Origin of the sequence: Streptomyces sp. BE20 (assembly GCF_036322525.1) — a bacterium.
Classification (GTDB): domain Bacteria; phylum Actinomycetota; class Actinomycetes; order Streptomycetales; family Streptomycetaceae; genus Kitasatospora.
This window is the reverse complement of sequence record NZ_JAQYWW010001223.1, coordinates 114,118-132,570: the sequence shown is the minus strand read 5'-3', so window position 1 is coordinate 132,570 and position 18,453 is coordinate 114,118. Positions and strand designations below refer to the sequence as shown.

The following is an 18,453-nucleotide window of genomic DNA, read 5'->3' as shown; positions in this document are numbered from 1 at the left end:
TGTGCACCAGGTCCCTCGCGGGCGCTGGTGTGAGCAGCGGCCGGCCCGTCAGCTCTCGTTGACGATCAGGAGAAAGCTGTGATCCAGCAGGAGTCGCGACTGCGTGTCGCCGACAACACGGGCGCGAAGGAAATCCTTTGCATCCGCGTTCTCGGTGGTTCCGGTCGCCGCTACGCCGGTATCGGGGACGTCATCGTCGCCACCGTCAAGGACGCGATCCCCGGCGGTTCGGTGAAGAAGGGTGACGTCGTCAAGTGCGTCGTCGTCCGTACCGTGAAGTCGCGCCGTCGTCCCGACGGTTCGTACATCCGGTTCGACGAGAACGCCGCTGTCGTTCTCAAGAACACCGACGGTGACCCCCGCGGTACCCGCATCTTCGGCCCGGTGGGCCGCGAGCTGCGCGACAAGAAGTTCATGAAGATCATCTCGCTTGCGCCGGAGGTGCTCTAACCCATGGCGAACAGCATGAAGATCAAGAAGGGTGACCTGGTCCAGGTCATCACCGGCAAGGACCGCGGCAAGCAGGGCAAGGTCATTCAGGCCATGCCCGCCGAGAACAAGGTCCTGGTCGAGGGTGTGAACCGGGTCAAGAAGCACACCAAGCCGGGCCCGGGTACTCAGGGTGGCATTGTCACCGTCGAGGCCCCGGTGCACGTCTCCAACGTCCAGCTGGTCGTGGAGAAGGACGGCAAGAAGGTCGTCACCCGCGTTGGCTACCGCTTCGATGACGAGGGCAACAAGATCCGCGTTGCCAAGCGAACCGGTGAGGACATCTGATGTCTGAGACGTCTGTTGAGAAGGTGACCCCCCGTCTCAAGGAGCGTTACAACTCCGAGATCAAGGGTCAGCTGCAGGAGCAGTTCTCGTACGAGAACGTCATGCTGACGCCCGGCCTGGTCAAGGTCGTCGTCAACATGGGTGTCGGCGAGGCCGCCCGTGACAGCAAGCTGATCGAGGGCGCGATCCGCGACCTGACCGCGATCACCGGTCAGAAGCCGGCCGTGACCAAGGCTCGCAAGTCCATCGCGCAGTTCAAGCTGCGCGAGGGCCAGCCGATCGGCACCCACGTCACCCTCCGTGGTGACCGCATGTGGGAGTTCCTGGACCGTCTGGTGTCGCTGGCTCTGCCGCGTATCCGTGACTTCCGCGGTCTCTCCCCCAAGCAGTTCGACGGCCGTGGCAACTACACCTTCGGTCTGACCGAGCAGGTCATGTTCCACGAGATCGACCAGGACAAGGTCGACCGTCAGCGCGGTATGGACATCACCGTCGTGACCACCGCTCAGACCGACGACGAGGGCCGGGCGCTCCTGCGCGCTCTGGGCTTCCCGTTCAAGGAGGCGTGAGCCAATGGCGAAGAAGTCCCTCATCGCGAAGGCCGAGCGGAAGCCGAAGTTCGGCGTCCGGGCCTACACCCGGTGCCAGCGCTGCGGTCGTCCGCACTCGGTGTACCGCAAGTTCGGCCTCTGCCGTGTGTGCCTCCGTGAGATGGCCCACCGCGGCGAGCTGCCGGGCGTGACCAAGAGCTCCTGGTAGTCCAGGACCTCGCGGTAACGCCATAGCGAAGCAGGTGTGCCCGATCCCACAGTGCCCCGTTTTTGGGGCTGCGTACGGAATCCCGTAAGGTAGTGAGGTCGGGCCCCCTGTCGCGGGAGCTCCATAGCTGCCGTCGACCCTCTTCGGAGGGCTCGCACCCAGTCTTACGACGCCGCAGGTCCCCTGCGTCTGTGCCCCCGCCGCACTCCTCGGAGTGCGGCGGGGGGACCTGGCGCGGAGAAACCACGGCGAGAGAGGCCTGAGGCCATCATGACCATGACCGACCCCATCGCAGACATGCTCACGCGTCTGCGTAACGCGAACTCGGCGTACCACGATTCCGTGGCGATGCCGGCCAGCAAGATCAAGGCGCACGTCGCCGAGATCCTGCAGCAGGAGGGGTACATCTCCTCCTACAAGGTTGAGGAGCCCGTCGAGGGCGAGGTCGGCAAGAAGCTGACCATCGAGCTCAAGTTCGGCCCCAACCGTGAGCGCTCGATCGCTGGCATCAAGCGGATCAGCAAGCCGGGCCTGCGGGTCTACGCAAAGTCCACCAACCTGCCGAAGGTGCTCGGCGGCCTGGGCGTGGCGATCATCTCCACGTCCTCGGGTCTCCTCACCGACAAGCAGGCTGCCAAGAAGGGCGTAGGCGGAGAAGTTCTCGCCTACGTCTGGTAATTCGGGAAACGGAGGTACAGCAATGTCGCGCATTGGACGGCTGCCCATCCCGGTTCCCGCCGGCGTGGACGTCACCATCGATGGCCAGGCGGTCTCGGTGAAGGGCCCGAAGGGCTCCCTCACCCACCACGTCGCCGCGCCGATCGAGATCGGCAAGGGCGAGGACGGCAACCTGCTCGTCACCCGCCCCAACGACGAGCGTCTGTCGAAGGCCCTGCACGGCCTTTCCCGCACGCTGGTGGCGAACATGATCACCGGCGTGACCGCGGGCTACCGCAAGTCGCTGGAGATCAGCGGTGTCGGCTACCGAGTTCTGGCGAAGGGCTCCAACATGGAGTTCCAGCTGGGCTACAGCCACCCGATCCTGGTCGAGGCCCCGGAGGGCATCACCTTCGTCGTCGAGTCGGCCACCAAGTTCCACGTGGACGGCATCGACAAGCAGAAGGTCGGCGAGGTCGCCGCAAAGATCCGCAAGCTGCGCAAGCCCGACCCGTACAAGGCCAAGGGCGTCAAGTACGCGGGCGAGGTCATCCGCCGCAAGGTCGGAAAGAGTGGTAAGTAAGCGATGAGCGTCTCTGTCAAGATCGGCAAGGGCAACGCCTACAAGAGCGCCGCTCGCAAGCGCCGCGCGATCCGCGTTCGCAAGCGCGTCGTCGGCACCGAGGTGCGTCCGCGCCTCGTCGTGACGCGCTCGAACCGTCACATGGTCGCCCAGGTCATCGACGACGCGCAGGGTCACACCCTGGCGTCGGCGTCCACCCTCGACGTGTCCATCAAGGGCGCCGAGGGCGACAAGACCGAGCTGGCCAAGAAGGTCGGGAGCCTGGTCGCCGAGCGCGCCAAGGCTGCCGGCATCGAGTCGGTCGTCTTCGACCGCGCGGGCAACCGGTACGCCGGCCGCATCGCCGCCCTGGCGGACGCGGCCCGCGAGGCCGGGCTCGACTTCTAAGCCGCTCGTCGGCTCAGTCGACGGACGTAATCGAGAGAGGTAATTCCAATGGCTGGACCCCAGCGCCGCGGTAGCGGCGCCGGCGGCGGCACCGGCGGTGGCGAGCGGCGTGACCGTAAGCGTGACGACCGGGGCAACGCCCCCGCCGTCGAGAAGACCGCTTACGTCGAGCGTGTGGTCGCGATCAACCGTGTCGCCAAGGTTGTCAAGGGTGGTCGTCGTTTCAGCTTCACCGCGCTGGTCGTGGTGGGCGACGGTGACGGCACCGTAGGTGTCGGTTACGGGAAGGCGAAGGAGGTTCCGGCCGCCATCGCCAAGGGTGTTGAGGAGGCCAAGAAGAACTTCTTCAAGGTCCCCCGTATCCAGGGCACCATCCCGCACCCGATCCAGGGCGAGAAGGCTGCCGGCGTCGTGCTCCTGAAGCCGGCTGCCCCCGGTACCGGTGTTATCGCCGGTGGCCCGGTGCGTGCCGTGCTGGAGTGCGCCGGTATTCACGACATCCTGTCGAAGTCGCTCGGCTCCGACAACGCGATCAACATCGTGCACGCCACGGTGGCCGCTCTGAAGGGCCTCGTGCGCCCCGAGGAGATCGCCGCCCGTCGTGGCCTGCCGCTGGAGGACGTGGCTCCCGCGGCTCTGCTGCGGGCTCGTGCTGCAGGGGTGAGCGCCTGATGGCTCGCCTGAAGATCACGCAGACCAAGTCCTACATCGGCAGCAAGCAGAACCACCGCGAGACGCTGCGCTCGCTGGGTCTGAAGCGCATGCACGATGTGGTCGTCAAGGAGGACCGTCCCGAGATCCGCGGGATGGCCCAGACCGTGCGTCACCTCGTCACGGTCGAGGAGGTGGACTGAGATGGCTGACTCGCCGATCAAGGTGCACAACCTGCGTCCCGCCCCGGGTGCCAAGACCGCCAAGACCCGTGTCGGTCGTGGTGAGGGCTCCAAGGGTAAGACCGCCGGTCGTGGCACCAAGGGCACCAAGGCCCGCTACCAGGTTCCGCAGCGCTTCGAGGGTGGCCAGATGCCCCTCCACATGCGCCTGCCGAAGCTGAAGGGCTTCAAGAACCCGTTCAAGATCACGTTCCAGGTTGTCAACCTCGACAAGCTGGCCGAGCTCTACCCGCAGGGTGGCGAGGTCACTGTCGAGGACCTGGTCGCCAAGGGCGCGGTTCGCAAGAACTCCCTCGTCAAGGTGCTCGGCACCGGCGAGATCTCGGTCGCCCTGCAGGTGACGGTCGACGCCGTCTCCGGCTCGGCCACCGAGAAGATCACCGCCGCCGGCGGTACCGTCACCGAGCTCGTCTGAGCCCGCTGACTTCGTGAGCCCCGCACCTCCCCTCAGGGAGGTGCGGGGCTTGCGCCGTTTCCGGCCGCGCCCTTTCCCGGCGGTCCGGATTCCGGTGATCCGCCCTCGTTCTTTTGTGTGGCAAAACCGGGCATCCCGTACCCCATGAGTGGGGGAGGGACGGTACGCGCTTCTTTCGAGTGGCCGCGCACTGTTAGAGTCCGTGGAGTTCCCTTGTAGGCTGCGCGTAGGCTCGCCTGTGCCGTCTGTACGGGGGCCCGTACCGCCCAAACTCCCATTCAGGACCGACCCTCCCGCCGACGACGCGCGGGAGGCGCAGGAGGCACCGTGCTCAGTGCGTTCGCGCGGGCGTTCCAGACGCCCGACCTGCGCAAGAAGCTGCTGTTCACGCTGGGCATCATGGTGCTGTTCCGGCTGGGCTCGCACATCCCTGTTCCAGGGGTGGACTTCCAGGCGGTTCACGCCTGTATCAAGGAGACCAAGAACAACGGCCTCTTCGGACTGGTCAACCTGTTCAGCGGTGGCGCGCTCCTCCAGCTGACGATCTTCGCCCTCGGCATCATGCCGTACATCACGGCGAGCATCATCCTCCAGCTCCTCACGGTCGTGATCCCGCGACTCGAGGCGCTGAAGAAGGAGGGCCAGGCCGGTACCGCGAAGATCACGCAGTACACCCGGTACCTGACCATCGCGCTCGCGGTGCTCCAGGGCACCGGCATCGTGGCGACGGCCTCCAGCGGCGCGCTCTTCTCCGGCTGCGTCTACGCCAACCAGATCGTGCCGGACACCGGGGTCTTCCGGATCGCCGTGATGGTCCTGACCATGACCGCCGGCACCACGGTGATCATGTGGCTGGGCGAGCTGATCACCGACCGCGGTATCGGCAACGGCATGTCGCTGCTGATCTTCACCTCGATCGCCGCGCAGTTCCCGACCTCGATGTGGGCCATCAAGGGTTCCGGCACCATCGGCGGTGGCTGGGTCGAGTTCCTCTCCGTCATCGCGATCGGCGTCATCGTTGTGATGCTCGTCATCTTCGTCGAGCAGGCGCAGCGGCGGATCCCGGTGCAGTACGCGAAGCGGATGATCGGCCGCCGGGCCTTCGGCGGCACGTCGACCTACATCCCGCTGAAGGTGAACCAGGCCGGTGTCATCCCGGTCATCTTCGCCTCGTCCCTGCTGTACATCCCGGCCCTGGTGGTCCAGCTGACCAACAGCCAGTCCGGCTGGGCGGTGTGGATCAACCAGCACTTCGTCCGCGGTGACCACCCGGTCTACATGGCCACGTACTTCCTGCTGATCGTCTTCTTCGCCTTCTTCTACGTCGCCATCTCCTTCAACCCCGAAGAAGTTGCCGACAACATGAAGAAGTATGGTGGGTTCATCCCGGGTATCCGGGCCGGCCGCCCGACGGCCGAGTACCTGAACTACGTGCTCACCCGCATCACGTGGCCGGGTTCGCTCTACCTGGGCCTGATCGCGTTGATCCCGATGATCGCCCTGGTCGCCTTCGGACAGCAGACCAACTTCCCGTTCGGCGGCACCAGCGTCCTCATCGTCGTCGGCGTCGGACTCGAAACTGTGAAGCAGATCGAGAGCCAGCTCCAGCAGCGCAATTACGAAGGGTTCCTCCGCTGATGCGTATCGTCCTCGTCGGGCCTCCCGGGGCCGGGAAGGGTACTCAGGCGCACTTGCTCGCCAAGACCCTGTCCATTCCCCACATCTCCACCGGCGACCTCTTCCGCGCCAACATCGGCCAGGGCACCCCGCTGGGTGTCGAGGCCAAGAGCTACATGGACGCGGGCCGGCTGGTGCCGGACGAGGTCACGATCGGGATGGCCAAGGACCGGATGCTCCAGGAGGACGCCGTCAACGGCTTCCTGCTGGACGGCTTTCCGCGCAACCTTGGCCAGGCCAAGGCGCTGGACGAGTTCCTCACCGAGCAGGGCATCGCGCTCGACGGCGTGCTGGACCTGGAGGTCCCCGAGGACGAGGTGGTCCGGCGGATCGCCGGCCGTCGCCTCTGCCGCAACGACGGCGGCCACGTGTTCCACGTGGACTACAACGCGCCGAAGACCGAGGGCGTCTGCGACGAGTGCGGCGGCGAGCTGTACCAGCGTTCGGACGACACCGAGGACAAGGTGCGGACGCGGCTGGAGGTCTACCACACGGAGACCGAGCCGATCATCGACTACTACCGCCAGCAGGGCCTGATCGCGACGATCCCGGCCCTCGGCAAGGTGGACGAGGTCACCGCCCGCGCGATCGAGGCGCTGAAGCAGGACAGCTGAGTTTTTTGAGCGGCGTACCTACGGCCGCGTTGCCCTTCCGGGGCAGCGCGGCCGTAGGTCGTCGTACGGTGGAACGAGTGCACGGCCGCCCGGCAAGGACCGCGCGGGAGACCAAGGAAGGCGTGACCAGATGGTGGAGATCAAGACCTCCGAGCAGATCGCGAAGATGCGAGCGGCCGGACTGGTCGTCGCCGAGGCGCTCAAGGCGTGCCGCGAGGCGGTAGCCCCGGGTGTGACCACCCAGGAACTCAACGACATCGCCGACAAGGTCATCACGGACCACGGCGCGACCTCCAACTTCCGCGCCCACCACGGCGGACTCTGGTTCCCCGGTGTGATCTGCGCCTCGGTGAACAACGAGGTCGTGCACGGCATCCCGGGCGACCGGGTGCTGGAGGAGGGCGACCTGATCTCGATCGACTGCGGCGCCGTCCTGGACGGCTGGCACGGCGACGCGGCGATCTCGGTGGCCGTCGGCGAGGCCCGGCCCGAGGTGGAGATGCTGAGCCGCGTCACCGAGGGCTCGATGTGGGCCGGCATCGCCCAGATGAAGAAGGGCAACCGCCTGGTCGACGTCTCCAAGGCGATCGAGGGCTTCATCCGCCGCCAGCCGCTGCCGCCGAAGGGCAAGTGGGGCATCACCGAGGGCTACGGCGGCCACGGCATCGGCACCGCGATGCACATGGAGCCGCACGTCCTGAACTACGTCGAGCGCGGCCGCGGGAAGGGCCCGAAGCTGATCCCCGGCACCGTGCTGGCCATCGAGCCCATGGTGTCGCTCGGCACGCCGCACACGACGGTGCTGGAGGACGACTGGACCGTCGTGACCAACGACGGTACCTGGGCCTCGCACTGGGAGCACTCGGTGGCCGTGACCGAGGAGGGGCCGCTGGTGCTGACCTCCTTCGACGGCGGCCGGGCCGAGCTGGCCAAGCTCGGCATCACCGCAGCTCCGGACCCGCTCGCCTAGTCGTCGGAGCCCGGTCGGGGCGGCCGTTCGCCGCCGCCCGCGAGGCCGACTGCCGGGTCCGACGACGGACCGGAGCCCTGGGGGTTTGGACCTCCAGGGCTTTTGTCCTATTTTTATCGGCTGGCAGTGGCTTCAGAGGCTCGGAGCGTCCCCGGACGGCTTCGACCGGCAAACGGCTTCGATCGAGCAGGAGAGAGCAGTGCTCAAGGGATTCCGCGAATTCATGATGCGCGGCAACGTCGTCGACATGGCGGTCGGTGTCGTCATCGGCGCCGCCTTCACCGGGGTGGTGACCGGCTTCGTGTCGGCCTTCCTCACCCCGCTGGTGGGTGTCGTGGTCGGCGCGGCGGGCGACTTCGGCTCGTACAAGGCCGACGTGGCGGGGGTCATCTTCCCGTACGGCCAGTTCCTGAACGTGCTGATCGCGTTCCTGATGACCGCCGCGGTGCTCTACTTCTGCGTCGTCCTGCCGGTGACCAAGGCGACCGCCCGCTACCTGCCGAAGAAGCCGAAGACCCCGAAGCGCCCGTGCCCGGAGTGCCTGACCGAGATACCCGAGGCCGCCCGCCGCTGCTCGGCCTGCACCGCCCACGTGGAGCCGCTGCGGGTCGTCGCCCCGCACTGACCGGGCCCCGGTTTTGGTCCACCCCTCGCGCTGGCGTAGGATGGACCGTCGGCTCACTCGTAGCGTGCTTCAGCACGCCCTCTTCCCCCTCGGGGGTCGGGGTGGACCCAGGTTCGCACGAGCGTGCCGCATACGGTAGCCGGTCCCGGAAGGTGGATCTCGCAGTTCATGGCTAAAAAGCAAGGCGCCATTGAGATCGAGGGCACCGTGATCGAGTCTCTTCCGAACGCGATGTTCAAGGTCGAGCTGCAGAACGGTCACAAGGTCCTCGCGCACATCAGTGGCAAGATGCGCATGCACTACATCCGCATCCTGCCGGACGACCGGGTCGTGGTGGAGCTCAGCCCCTACGACCTCACGCGTGGCCGGATCGTCTACCGCTACAAGTAAGAACGTCAGATCTAGACCCGGAGAACCTGAACATGAAGGTCAAGCCGAGCGTCAAGAAGATCTGCGACAAGTGCAAGGTGATCCGCCGCCACGGCCGGGTCATGGTGATCTGCGACAACCTGCGCCACAAGCAGCGCCAGGGCTGATCAGTTCCCCCAGCATTTCTCGTAGTACTTCGCGCGACGCGAAAAACGTCATAAGCGGGCTACCCGATCCGTCCGTCAGTGGACGGACTGCCACCCCCGGTCAGAGGCCGGGGCTCCATCGTCGAGAGGCGTAGGAGTAGGTAGCACGCGAGACCTCTGAAGAAGCACAGGAGCCTTGAATGGCACGCCTCGCCGGCGTTGATCTCCCCCGTGAGAAGCGGATCGAGATCGCCCTTACCTACGTGTACGGCATCGGCCGTACCCGCGCCCAGCAGACCCTGGTCGAGACCGGTGTCAACCCCGATGTCCGCGTGCGCGACATCAGCGAGGAAGACCTCGTCAAGCTGGGTCAGTACATCGACGCCAACTACACGGTCGAGGGTGACCTCCGCCGTGAGGTGGCCGCCGACATCCGCCGCAAGGTCGAGATCGGCTGCTACGAGGGTCTGCGTCACCGTCGCGGCCTGCCGGTCCGCGGCCAGCGCACCCACACCAACGCGCGTACCCGCAAGGGCCCGCGTCGCGCGATCGCCGGTAAGAAGAAGCCGGGCAAGAAGTAGTCCGTCCCGTCACCGGACATCCCTCCGGCCCGCGGGTCAGCGGACCGACCACCTCAGTAGGAGAACAGACTTATGCCCCCCAAGGGTCGTCAGGCTGCCGGCGCGAAGAAGATCCGCCGCAAGGAAAAGAAGAACGTGGCTCACGGCCACGCGCACATCAAGAGCACGTTCAACAACACGATCGTCTCGATCACCGACCCCGCGGGCAACGTGATCTCCTGGGCCTCTGCCGGCCACGTCGGCTTCAAGGGCTCGCGCAAGTCCACCCCGTTCGCCGCGCAGATGGCCGCTGAGGCCGCTGCCCGTCGCGCGCAGGAGCACGGCATGCGCAAGGTCGACGTCTTCGTGAAGGGTCCGGGCTCCGGCCGCGAGACCGCGATCCGCTCGCTCCAGGCCACCGGCCTGGAGGTCGGTTCGATCCAGGACGTCACCCCCACCCCGCACAACGGCTGCCGTCCGCCGAAGCGCCGCCGCGTCTGACGCAGCGCCTTCGGGCACGCGGGTTCTGCTTCAAGCCTTCGTACGGGGTCCCACGCGGTGTGTCACTGCCGGCGGGACCCCGTACGCTGGTTCTGTTCGGCATCAAATAGTGGGTGCCGAAGATCACTGGAGGATTTGACACATGCTGATCGCTCAGCGTCCCTCGCTGACCGAAGAGGTCGTCGACGAATTCCGCTCGCGGTTCGTGATCGAGCCGCTGGAGCCGGGCTTCGGCTACACCCTCGGCAACTCGCTCCGCCGCACCCTCCTGTCGTCGATCCCGGGTGCCGCTGTCACCAGCATCCGCGTCGACGGCGTCCTGCACGAGTTCACCACCGTGCCGGGCGTCAAGGAGGACGTCACCGACCTCATCCTCAACATCAAGCAGCTGGTCGTCTCCTCGGAGCACGACGAGCCGGTCGTGATGTACCTGCGCAAGCAGGGCCCGGGTGTGGTCACCGCCGCCGACATCGCCCCGCCGGCCGGTGTCGAGGTGCACAACCCCGAGCTGGTCCTCGCCACGCTGAACGGCAAGGGCAAGCTGGAGATGGAGCTGACCGTCGAGCGCGGTCGCGGCTACGTCTCCGCCGTGCAGAACAAGGCCTCCGGCCAGGAGATCGGCCGCATCCCGGTCGACTCGATCTACAGCCCCGTGCTGAAGGTCACCTACAAGGTCGAGGCCACCCGTGTCGAGCAGCGGACCGACTTCGACAAGCTCATCGTCGACGTCGAGACCAAGCCCGCCATGCGTCCGCGCGACGCCATGGCCTCGGCCGGCAAGACCCTGGTGGAGCTGTTCGGTCTCGCCCGCGAGCTGAACATCGACGCCGAGGGCATCGACATGGGCCCGTCCCCCACGGACGCCGCCCTGGCCGCCGACCTGGCGCTGCCGATCGAGGAGCTGGAGCTCACCGTCCGCTCCTACAACTGCCTCAAGCGCGAGGGCATCCACACCGTGGGTGAGCTCGTGGCCCGCTCCGAGGCCGACCTGCTCGACATCCGCAACTTCGGTGCGAAGTCGATCGACGAGGTCAAGGCGAAGCTGGCCGGCATGGGCCTGGCCCTCAAGGACAGCCCGCCCGGGTTCGACCCGACCGCCGCCGCCGACGCCTTCGGCGCCGACGACCTGGACGACGCGGGTTACGCGGAGACCGAGCAGTACTAAGAGTTTGACCGTGGGAACGGCCGCTCCGGCGGCCGTTTCGGCGGGTCAGTGAAAAGCCGTACGGGCACCGTGCCCGTACGCCCGCTGCGGTACCTGGTACGGCCGCAGTCGGAGATTCGAGGAGTAATTCCATGCCGCGTCCCACCAAGGGTGCCCGCCTCGGCGGCGGCCCGCACCACGAGCCGCTGCTGCTCGCCGGTCTGTGCCGGGAGCTCTTCCAGTACGGCCGCATCACCACGACCGAGGCCAAGGCCCGTCGGATGCGCCCGCTGGCGGAGAAGCTCATCACCAAGGCGAAGAAGGGCGACATCCACAACCGTCGCCTGGTGCGCAAGACCATCACCGACATCTCGGTGCTGCACACCCTCTTCACCGAGATCGCGCCGCGCTACGAGAACCGCCCGGGTGGCTACACCCGCATCACCAAGATCGGCGGTCGCCGCGGCGACAACGCGCCGATGGCCGTGATCGAGCTGGTCGAGGCGCTGACCGTCGCGCAGACCGCCGTCGGCGAGGCCGAGGGCGCCACCAAGCGTGCCGTCAAGGAGGCCGACGCCAAGGTCGAGGCCACCAAGGCCGACGAGGCGAAGGCCGACGAGGCCGAGGCCACCGAGCAGGCCTGACACCTTCCGGTGTAGTGCGGGCCCGTTCTCCCATCCGTGGGGGAGCGGGCCCGTTCCTTCTGTCTGGACCCCTCTGGGAGAGAAGCAGTGGTCAACGATTGCGCCGAGCGGCCGCCGGTCAAGGACGGCCCGGCCGACGGGTACGTCCGGATCCGGTTCGACCTCGCCTACCAGGGCGCCGAGTTCTCCGGATGGGCCCGCCAGCGCGGCGGTCGCCGCACCGTCCAGGAGGAGATCGAGACCGCGCTGCAGATCGTCACCCGGAGCCCGGAGCTCCACCCCCTGACGGTGGCCGGCCGCACCGACGCCGGTGTGCACGCCCGGGGCCAGGTCGCGCACGTCGACCTGCCGGACGAACTCTGGGCCCAGCACGGCGGGAAGCTGCTCCGGCGGCTGGCCGGGCGACTCCCCGGTGACGTCCGGATCTACCGGGTGAGCGAGGCCCCCGCGGGCTTCGACGCCCGTTTCTCGGCGATCTGGCGCCGGTACGCCTACCGGGTCGCCGACCACCCCGGCGGGGTCGACCCGCTGCTGCGCGGGCACGTGCTCTGGCACGACCGGCCGCTGGACGTCGAGAAGATGAACGCCGCCGCCGAACTGCTCCTCGGCGAGCACGACTTCGCCGCGTACTGCAAGAAGCGCGAGGGCGCCACGACCATCCGCACCCTGCTGGAGCTGCGCTGGGACCGCGTGCCGGTGGACACCTACGCCGCACAGGAGGGCTCGCTGGCGGTCGCCACCGTCCGGGCCGACGCCTTCTGCCACAACATGGTGCGGGCGCTGGTCGGTGCGATGCTGCTGGTCGGCGACGGGCACCGGCCGGTGGAGTTCCCCGGCGAGGTGCTGGCCGGCGGCGTCCGCAACTCGGCGGTCAACGTCATCCGGCCCCACGGGCTGACGCTGGAGGAGGTCGGCTACCCGGCGGACGAGCTGCTCGCCGAGCGGAACCGGGCGGCCCGCCGGATGCGGACCCTGCCCGGACAGCCGGTGGTCGGCTAATCCGTTTTGGTCCTGGGCGGCGGCTTGGGAGAATCGTCCGCATGGGACACGTCGAGATTTCGCACCTTGAGTACTACCTGCCGGACGGGCGGGTGCTTTTCGACGACGCGTCCTTCCGGGTCGGCGAGGGCACCGCGGTCGCCCTGGTGGGCGCCAACGGCGCCGGCAAGACCACCCTCCTGCGCATGATCGCGGGCGACCTCCAGCCGCACGGCGGCTCGGTGACGATCAGCGGCGGCCTCGGCGTGATGCGCCAGTTCGTCGGCACCACCGGCCGCGAGGGCAAGCAGGAGGACGAGGACCGGCAGGGCCCGGCCCCGCTGGCCGCCGACGCCTCCGTCCGTGACCTGCTGGTCTCCGTCGCCCCCGAGCGGATCGCCGTCGCGGCCCGCGCGGTCGACGCCGCCGAGCTGGCGATGATCGCCCAGGACGACGAGAAGACGCAGATGGCGTACGCCCAGGCGCTCTCCGACTGGGCCGACGTCGGCGGCTACGACTACGAGACCGACTGGGACGTCTGCACGACGGCGGCCCTCGGCATGCCCTTCGACAAGGCCCAGTGGCGCGGCCTCAACACGCTCTCCGGCGGTGAGCAGAAGCGCCTCGTCCTGGAGGCGCTGCTGCGCGGCCCCGAGGAGGTGCTGCTGCTGGACGAGCCGGACAACTACCTGGACGTCCCCGGCAAGCGCTGGCTGGAGGAGGCGATCAGGGCCACGCCGAAGACCGTGCTCTACATCTCGCACGACCGCGAGCTCCTCTCCCGGACCGCCGAGAAGATCATCAGTGTCGAGTCCGGCGCGGCCGGCAGCAGTGTCTGGGTCCACGGCGGCGGCTTCGACTCCTTCCACGAGGCCCGCAAGGACCGCTTCGCCCGCTTCGAGGAGCTCGGCCGGCGCTGGGACGAGGAGCACGCCAAGCTCAAGAAGCTCGTCGTCACGCTGCGTCAGGCCGCCTCCGTCAGCCACGCGCTGGCCACCCGCTACGCGGCGGCGCAGACCCGGCTGAAGAAGTTCGAGGAGGCCGGCCGTCCGGAGGAGCCCCCGCGCGAGCAGAGCATCACCATGCGGCTCAAGGGCGGCCGGACGGGCGTGCGCGCCTTCACCATGGAGCAGCTGGAGCTCACCGGCCTGATGAAGCCCTTCGACCTGGAGGTCTTCTACGGCGAACGGATCGGCGTCCTCGGTTCCAACGGCTCCGGCAAGTCGCACTTCCTGCGCCTCCTCGCGGGGGACACCACGGTCGCGCACACCGGTGGCTGGAAGCTCGGCGCCCGGGTGGTGCCCGGCCACTTCCGGCAGACCCACGCCCATCCGGAGCTGCTCGGCCGTACCGTCCGCTCGATCGTCGAGGAGGAGCACGCGCTCAGCCGCGGCGCCGCGATGGGTGCCCTGCGCCGGTACGAGCTGGACCGGCAGGAGGAGCAGAAGTTCGAGTCGCTCTCCGGCGGGCAGCAGGCCCGGCTGATGATCCTCAAGCTGGAGCTCTCCGGGGTCACCGCGCTGCTGCTCGACGAGCCGACCGACAACCTGGACCTGGAGAGCGCGGAGGCGCTGCAGGCCGGGCTGGAGGCCTTCGACGGCACCGTGCTGTGCGTCACGCACGACCGCTGGTTCGCGAAGGCCCTGGACCGTTTCGTGGTGTTCGGCGCGGACGGCCGCGTCTACGAGTCGACGGAGCCGGTCTGGGACGTCACCCGGGTCGAGCGGGATCGCTGACCTGGCGTTCCGGCGAGGTGCGGGGCGGTCCGGGCCGCACCGCGCCGGGCCGGGTGGTGTCCGGAGCCTGCGCGGTTCCGGTCGTTCGGGTGCCGTTCGTGACCGGTCGGGGACCGGTTCAGGGTCCGTTCGGGAGCGGTTCAGGACAGTCCCGGGGCGAGTTCCGCCGGGCGAATTTTGACCCTCCCCGGTAGTCCCGGTAGCCTGGGCGCTTGATGTGCGTATTGGCTCGCTCTATCTCACGTGAGAGGTCGGTACGCCGGAGATATCAGGTCGACCACCCAGCGGCCCCCCTTGAATTGCGTCCAAGGCGGCCAGGCTGATGCCCTCGACCGGGTGCTCCTGTCAGGACTCACTCACTGAAAAGCAGAGGCTACGACCGTGCGTACGTACAGCCCCAAGCCCGGCGACGTCCAGCGTCAGTGGCACGTCATCGACGCGACCGACGTCGTGCTCGGCCGCCTGGCCTCCCAGGCCGCCAACCTCCTCCGGGGTAAGCACAAGGCGATCTACGCGCCGCACGTTGACACCGGTGACTTCGTCATCATCATCAACGCGGACAAGGTGCACCTGTCGGGTAACAAGAAGACCCAGAAGCTGGCGTACCGCCACAGCGGCTTCCCGGGCGGTCTCCGCTCGGTCCGCTACGACGACCTCCTGGCGAACAACCCGGAGAAGGCCGTCGAGAAGGCCATCAAGGGCATGGTCCCCAAGAACAGCCTGGGCCGCCAGATGCTCTCGAAGCTGAAGGTCTACTCGGGCGACCAGCACCCGCACGCTGCCCAGCAGCCGGTGCCGTTCGAGATCACCCAGGTCGCGCAGTAACTCCGGCCACCAAGCCCCCCAACACTGAAAAGAGCTGAGGAACCCCGTGGCCGAGACCACCGAAACCCTTGAGGTCGACTTCGACGAGACTGTCGTCGAGGGCGAGTACACCTCCGAGGAGAACTACACCTCCGAGTCCCTGGCCGGCCGCTTCGGCGAGGCCGTCCCCGGCGCCGGCCTCGGCCGTCGCAAGGAGGCGATCGCCCGCGTGCGCATCGTCCCCGGCACCGGCCAGTGGAAGATCAACGGGCGCACCCTGGAGAACTACTTCCCCAACAAGGTGCACCAGCAGACCGTGAACGAGCCGTTCAAGCTCCTTGAGCTCGACGGCCGTTACGACGTCGTCGCCCGCATCTCGGGTGGCGGCACCTCCGGTCAGGCCTACGCGCTGCGCCTCGGCGTCGCCCGCGCCCTGAACGAGGCCGACGTGGACAACAACCGCGCCGCCCTGAAGAAGGCCGGCTTCCTGATGCGTGACGCGCGTGCCGTCGAGCGCAAGAAGGCCGGTCTCAAGAAGGCCCGCAAGGCGCCGCAGTACAGCAAGCGCTAGTCGCGCCCCGGGGGTGCGTACCGCCCTGGTGGTGCACGCCCCCGGATGCGCTCTCACGCCCCGGAGTACTTCGCGTACTCCGGGGCGTCGTGCTCCCCGGCCATTGTGCGGAGGCCTGGGATTCGATCGGATTCTCTGCAAAGCATTGCGGCGATGGAGGACGGGACAGTGGGACGACTCTTCGGTACGGACGGCGTACGCGGCGTGGCCAACGAGACCCTGACGGCCGAGCTCGCGCTCGGGCTGTCGGTCGCGGCGGCGCACGTGCTCGGTGAGGCGGGGGCCTTCGACGGCCACCGGCCGGTCGCGGTGGTCGGCCGCGATCCGCGCGCCTCGGGCGAGTTCCTGGAGGCCGCGGTCATCGCCGGCCTGGCCAGCGCGGGCGTCGACGTGCTGCGGGTCGGCGTGCTGCCCACCCCGGCGGTGGCGTACCTCACCGGCGCGCTCGGCGCCGACTTCGGCGTGATGCTCTCCGCCAGCCACAACGCCATGCCGGACAACGGCATCAAGTTCCTCGCCCGCGGCGGCCACAAGCTGGACGACCGGATCGAGGACGCCATCGAGGCGCACTACCGGACGTACTCCGTCGGCAGCGACGAGTGGAAGCGCCCGACCGGGGCCGACGTCGGCCGGGTCCGCGAGTACACCGAGGGCTTCGACAAGTACGTCGCCCACCTGATCGGCGTGCTGCCCAACCGCCTGGACGGCATCCGGGTCGTCATCGACGGCGCCCACGGCGCGGCCGCGTACGTCGCCCCCGAGGCCTTCGCCCGGGCCGGCGCCGAGGTCGTCCACACCCTGGGGGCCGAGCCCACCGGCCTCAACATCAACGAGGGTGTCGGCTCCACCCACCTGGACCGGCTGCGCACCGCCATGCGCGAGCACCGGGCGGACCTCGGGATCGCCCTCGACGGTGACGCCGACCGCTGCCTGGCCGCCGACGCGGACGGCGACGAGGTCGACGGCGACCAGATCATCGCGATCCTCGCCGTCGCCATGAAGGAGGCCGGCACGCTGCGGAGCAACACCGTCGTGGCCACCGTGATGTCCAACCTGGGCTTCAAGCTGGCGATGGAGCGCGAGGGCATCGACCTGGTCGAGACCGCCGTCGGCGACCGCTACGTGCTGGAGGCGATGAAGGCGCACGGCTTCGCGCTGGGCGGCGAGCAGTCCGGCCACGTCATCCTCCTCGACCACGCGACCACCGGCGACGGCACGCTGACCGGCCTGATGCTCGGCGCCCGGCTGGCCGCCACCAAGCAGCCGCTGGCCGACCTGGCCGCCGTGATGACCCGGCTGCCGCAGGTCCTGATCAACGTCAAGGGCGTCGACAAGAGCCGGGTGAAGACCAGCGAGGAGCTGGCCGCCGCCGTCGCCGAGGCCGAGGCGGAGCTGGGCTCCACCGGCCGGGTGCTGCTGCGGTCGTCCGGCACCGAGCCGCTGGTCCGGGTGATGGTCGAGGCCGCCGACGAGGTGCAGTCCAAGGCCGTCGCGGAGCGCCTGGCCGAGGCGGTCCGGACGTACCTGGGCTGACCCCCCCCCGCCGAACGCTCGAACGCCCGAGGGCCCCGCAGGTGCGGGGCCCTCGGGCGTTCGCGGCTCGTGGCGCGTTCAGAGCTTGCGCAGCCGTGCCCGGCGGACCTTGTGGTCCGCGCCCTTCTGCAGGACCAGCGTCGCCCGGCCGCGGGTGGGCAGCACGTTCTCCAGCAGGTTCGGCTTGTTGATGGTGCGCCACACCTGGCGGCCGTACTCCATGGCCTCCTCCTCCGGCACCTCGGTGAACCGGCGGAAGTAGGAGTTCGGGTCCTGGAAGGCGGTCTGCCGCAGCTTGCGGAACCGGTCCAGGTACCAGCTCTCGATGTCGTCGGTGCGGGCGTCGACGTAGATCGAGAAGTCGAAGTAGTCGGCCACCGCGAGCCTGGTCCGGCCGTCGGTGCCCGGCAGCGCCGGCTGCAGCACGTTCAGCCCCTCGACGATCAGGATGTCCGGGCGCTCCACGGTGAGCCGCTCCCCGGGCACGATGTCGTACACGAGGTGCGAGTAGACCGGGGCGGAGACCCTCTCCTTGCCGGCCTTCACGTCCGCGACGAACCGCATCAGCGCCCGGCGGTCGTACGACTCGGGGAACCCCTTGCGGGCCATCAGCCCGCGCCGGCGCAGCTCCGCGTTCGGCAGCAGGAACCCGTCCGTGGTGACCAGCTCCACCCGGGGGTGCTCCGGCCAGCGGGCCAGCAGCGCCTGGAGCAGCCGGGCCGTCGTGGACTTGCCGACCGCGACCGAGCCGGCCACGCCGATGATGAACGGCGTGCGGGTGCGCTCGGTGTCCCCGGTGTCGAGGAAGGTGCCCAGCGCGTCGCGTAGGTCGTGCGTGGCGTGGATGTAGAGGTTCAGCAGCCGGGACAGCGGCAGGTAGACGTCGCGGACCTCGTCGAGGTCGAGCGCGGTGCCGAGACCGCGCAGCCGTTCCACCTCCTGTGCGGTCAGTGGCAGCGGCGTACGCTCGCGCAGTGCGCTCCACTCGGCCCGGCTGAGGTCCACGTAGGGGGACGGCGACGGGCCGGGCGTGGCAACGCCCCGCGTACAGAGTTCGGTCAGCACATGCTCCATTGTGAGCCGTAGCGCCGTTCAGGGGGGTTGTGGTGT

General features: G+C 68.4%; 26 protein-coding genes. 25 read left to right on the top strand and 1 reads right to left on the bottom strand.

Annotated features, from left to right (window positions below; genetic code table 11):
• The first annotated feature begins 78 nt into the window (after nucleotides 1-78).
• From rplN to glmM, 25 genes are all read left to right on the top strand, one after another.
• Nucleotides 79-450, top strand: a complete 372-nt coding sequence (gene rplN, locus PUR61_RS42870) for a 50S ribosomal protein L14 (RefSeq protein WP_030393301.1) — start codon at nucleotides 79-81, stop codon at nucleotides 448-450.
• Between the two features lie 15 nt (nucleotides 451-465).
• Complete coding sequence (gene rplX / locus PUR61_RS42865; protein ID WP_030055828.1) at nucleotides 466-777, top strand: 50S ribosomal protein L24; 312 nt, start codon at nucleotides 466-468, stop codon at nucleotides 775-777.
• Entirely contained in the window at nucleotides 777-1,346 is a 570-nt protein-coding gene (gene rplE / locus PUR61_RS42860; RefSeq protein WP_030300393.1) for a 50S ribosomal protein L5, read from the top strand. The genes rplX and rplE overlap by 1 nt, the downstream gene beginning before the upstream one ends.
• A gap of 4 nt (nucleotides 1,347-1,350) precedes the next feature.
• Nucleotides 1,351-1,536: a type Z 30S ribosomal protein S14 gene (locus PUR61_RS42855; protein WP_030393303.1), complete on the top strand. Its 186-nt coding sequence runs from the start codon at nucleotides 1,351-1,353 to the stop codon at nucleotides 1,534-1,536.
• Nucleotides 1,537-1,806: 270 nt separating this feature from the next.
• Entirely contained in the window at nucleotides 1,807-2,214 is a 408-nt protein-coding gene (gene rpsH / locus PUR61_RS42850; protein WP_030055831.1) for a 30S ribosomal protein S8, read from the top strand.
• Nucleotides 2,215-2,236: 22 nt separating this feature from the next.
• The gene (gene rplF / locus PUR61_RS42845; protein ID WP_329885380.1) at nucleotides 2,237-2,776 is read left to right on the top strand and encodes a 50S ribosomal protein L6; all 540 of its coding nucleotides are present in this window, start codon (nucleotides 2,237-2,239) and stop codon (nucleotides 2,774-2,776) included.
• Between the two features lie 3 nt (nucleotides 2,777-2,779).
• Nucleotides 2,780-3,163 carry a 50S ribosomal protein L18 gene (rplR, locus tag PUR61_RS42840; protein WP_329885379.1) on the top strand — a complete coding sequence of 128 codons (384 nt, stop codon included), beginning with the start codon at nucleotides 2,780-2,782 and terminating at the stop codon, nucleotides 3,161-3,163.
• Between the two features lie 48 nt (nucleotides 3,164-3,211).
• Entirely contained in the window at nucleotides 3,212-3,835 is a 624-nt protein-coding gene (gene rpsE / locus PUR61_RS42835; protein WP_030055834.1) for a 30S ribosomal protein S5, read from the top strand.
• Nucleotides 3,835-4,017 carry a 50S ribosomal protein L30 gene (rpmD, locus tag PUR61_RS42830; protein WP_030300409.1) on the top strand — a complete coding sequence of 61 codons (183 nt, stop codon included), beginning with the start codon at nucleotides 3,835-3,837 and terminating at the stop codon, nucleotides 4,015-4,017. The genes rpsE and rpmD overlap by 1 nt, the downstream gene beginning before the upstream one ends.
• Before the next feature lies 1 nt (nucleotide 4,018).
• Nucleotides 4,019-4,471 (top strand): 50S ribosomal protein L15, encoded by a 453-nt coding sequence (gene rplO / locus PUR61_RS42825; protein WP_329885378.1) that lies wholly within the window; start codon nucleotides 4,019-4,021, stop codon nucleotides 4,469-4,471.
• 327 nt (nucleotides 4,472-4,798) lie between these two features.
• The gene (gene secY / locus PUR61_RS42820) at nucleotides 4,799-6,109 is read left to right on the top strand and encodes a preprotein translocase subunit SecY (RefSeq protein ID WP_327677856.1); all 1,311 of its coding nucleotides are present in this window, start codon (nucleotides 4,799-4,801) and stop codon (nucleotides 6,107-6,109) included.
• A complete protein-coding gene (locus PUR61_RS42815) occupies nucleotides 6,109-6,762 on the top strand; it encodes an adenylate kinase (protein ID WP_329885377.1) in 654 nt (217 codons plus the stop codon). Before secY ends, PUR61_RS42815 begins: the two co-directional genes overlap by 1 nt.
• A 130-nt stretch (nucleotides 6,763-6,892) precedes the next feature.
• Nucleotides 6,893-7,732, top strand: coding sequence for a type I methionyl aminopeptidase (gene map, locus PUR61_RS42810; protein ID WP_329885376.1), 840 nt, complete (start codon nucleotides 6,893-6,895; stop codon nucleotides 7,730-7,732).
• Between the two features lie 199 nt (nucleotides 7,733-7,931).
• The gene (mscL, locus tag PUR61_RS42805; RefSeq protein WP_329885375.1) at nucleotides 7,932-8,357 is read left to right on the top strand and encodes a large conductance mechanosensitive channel protein MscL; all 426 of its coding nucleotides are present in this window, start codon (nucleotides 7,932-7,934) and stop codon (nucleotides 8,355-8,357) included.
• A gap of 168 nt (nucleotides 8,358-8,525) precedes the next feature.
• Complete coding sequence (gene infA / locus PUR61_RS42800) at nucleotides 8,526-8,747, top strand: translation initiation factor IF-1 (protein WP_003956442.1); 222 nt, start codon at nucleotides 8,526-8,528, stop codon at nucleotides 8,745-8,747.
• A gap of 32 nt (nucleotides 8,748-8,779) precedes the next feature.
• Nucleotides 8,780-8,893 (top strand): 50S ribosomal protein L36, encoded by a 114-nt coding sequence (gene rpmJ, locus PUR61_RS42795; RefSeq protein ID WP_003956441.1) that lies wholly within the window; start codon nucleotides 8,780-8,782, stop codon nucleotides 8,891-8,893.
• 179 nt (nucleotides 8,894-9,072) lie between these two features.
• Nucleotides 9,073-9,453: a 30S ribosomal protein S13 gene (gene rpsM, locus PUR61_RS42790; RefSeq protein ID WP_063348977.1), complete on the top strand. Its 381-nt coding sequence runs from the start codon at nucleotides 9,073-9,075 to the stop codon at nucleotides 9,451-9,453.
• A gap of 72 nt (nucleotides 9,454-9,525) precedes the next feature.
• On the top strand, nucleotides 9,526-9,933 hold the full coding sequence (rpsK, locus tag PUR61_RS42785) for a 30S ribosomal protein S11 (RefSeq protein ID WP_030232513.1): 408 nt from the start codon (nucleotides 9,526-9,528) through the stop codon (nucleotides 9,931-9,933).
• A 142-nt stretch (nucleotides 9,934-10,075) separates the two neighbouring features.
• On the top strand, nucleotides 10,076-11,098 hold the full coding sequence (locus tag PUR61_RS42780; protein ID WP_030232516.1) for a DNA-directed RNA polymerase subunit alpha: 1,023 nt from the start codon (nucleotides 10,076-10,078) through the stop codon (nucleotides 11,096-11,098).
• Nucleotides 11,099-11,229: 131 nt separating this feature from the next.
• Nucleotides 11,230-11,721 (top strand): 50S ribosomal protein L17, encoded by a 492-nt coding sequence (gene rplQ, locus PUR61_RS42775; RefSeq protein ID WP_329885374.1) that lies wholly within the window; start codon nucleotides 11,230-11,232, stop codon nucleotides 11,719-11,721.
• Between the two features lie 87 nt (nucleotides 11,722-11,808).
• Nucleotides 11,809-12,720 (top strand): tRNA pseudouridine(38-40) synthase TruA, encoded by a 912-nt coding sequence (truA, locus tag PUR61_RS42770; RefSeq protein ID WP_329885373.1) that lies wholly within the window; start codon nucleotides 11,809-11,811, stop codon nucleotides 12,718-12,720.
• Between the two features lie 41 nt (nucleotides 12,721-12,761).
• Entirely contained in the window at nucleotides 12,762-14,435 is a 1,674-nt protein-coding gene (locus PUR61_RS42765) for an ABC-F family ATP-binding cassette domain-containing protein (protein WP_329885372.1), read from the top strand.
• Nucleotides 14,436-14,816: 381 nt separating this feature from the next.
• Nucleotides 14,817-15,260: a 50S ribosomal protein L13 gene (gene rplM / locus PUR61_RS42760; RefSeq protein WP_014136251.1), complete on the top strand. Its 444-nt coding sequence runs from the start codon at nucleotides 14,817-14,819 to the stop codon at nucleotides 15,258-15,260.
• A gap of 46 nt (nucleotides 15,261-15,306) precedes the next feature.
• Entirely contained in the window at nucleotides 15,307-15,810 is a 504-nt protein-coding gene (rpsI, locus tag PUR61_RS42755; RefSeq protein WP_329885371.1) for a 30S ribosomal protein S9, read from the top strand.
• 168 nt (nucleotides 15,811-15,978) lie between these two features.
• Nucleotides 15,979-17,343 (top strand): phosphoglucosamine mutase, encoded by a 1,365-nt coding sequence (gene glmM, locus PUR61_RS42750; protein WP_329885734.1) that lies wholly within the window; start codon nucleotides 15,979-15,981, stop codon nucleotides 17,341-17,343.
• A gap of 78 nt (nucleotides 17,344-17,421) precedes the next feature.
• Here the strand turns inward: glmM and coaA are convergent, their stop codons facing one another.
• The gene (gene coaA / locus PUR61_RS42745; RefSeq protein WP_329885370.1) at nucleotides 17,422-18,417 is read right to left on the bottom strand and encodes a type I pantothenate kinase; all 996 of its coding nucleotides are present in this window, start codon (nucleotides 18,415-18,417) and stop codon (nucleotides 17,422-17,424) included.
• Between the last annotated feature and the right edge of the window lie 36 nt (nucleotides 18,418-18,453).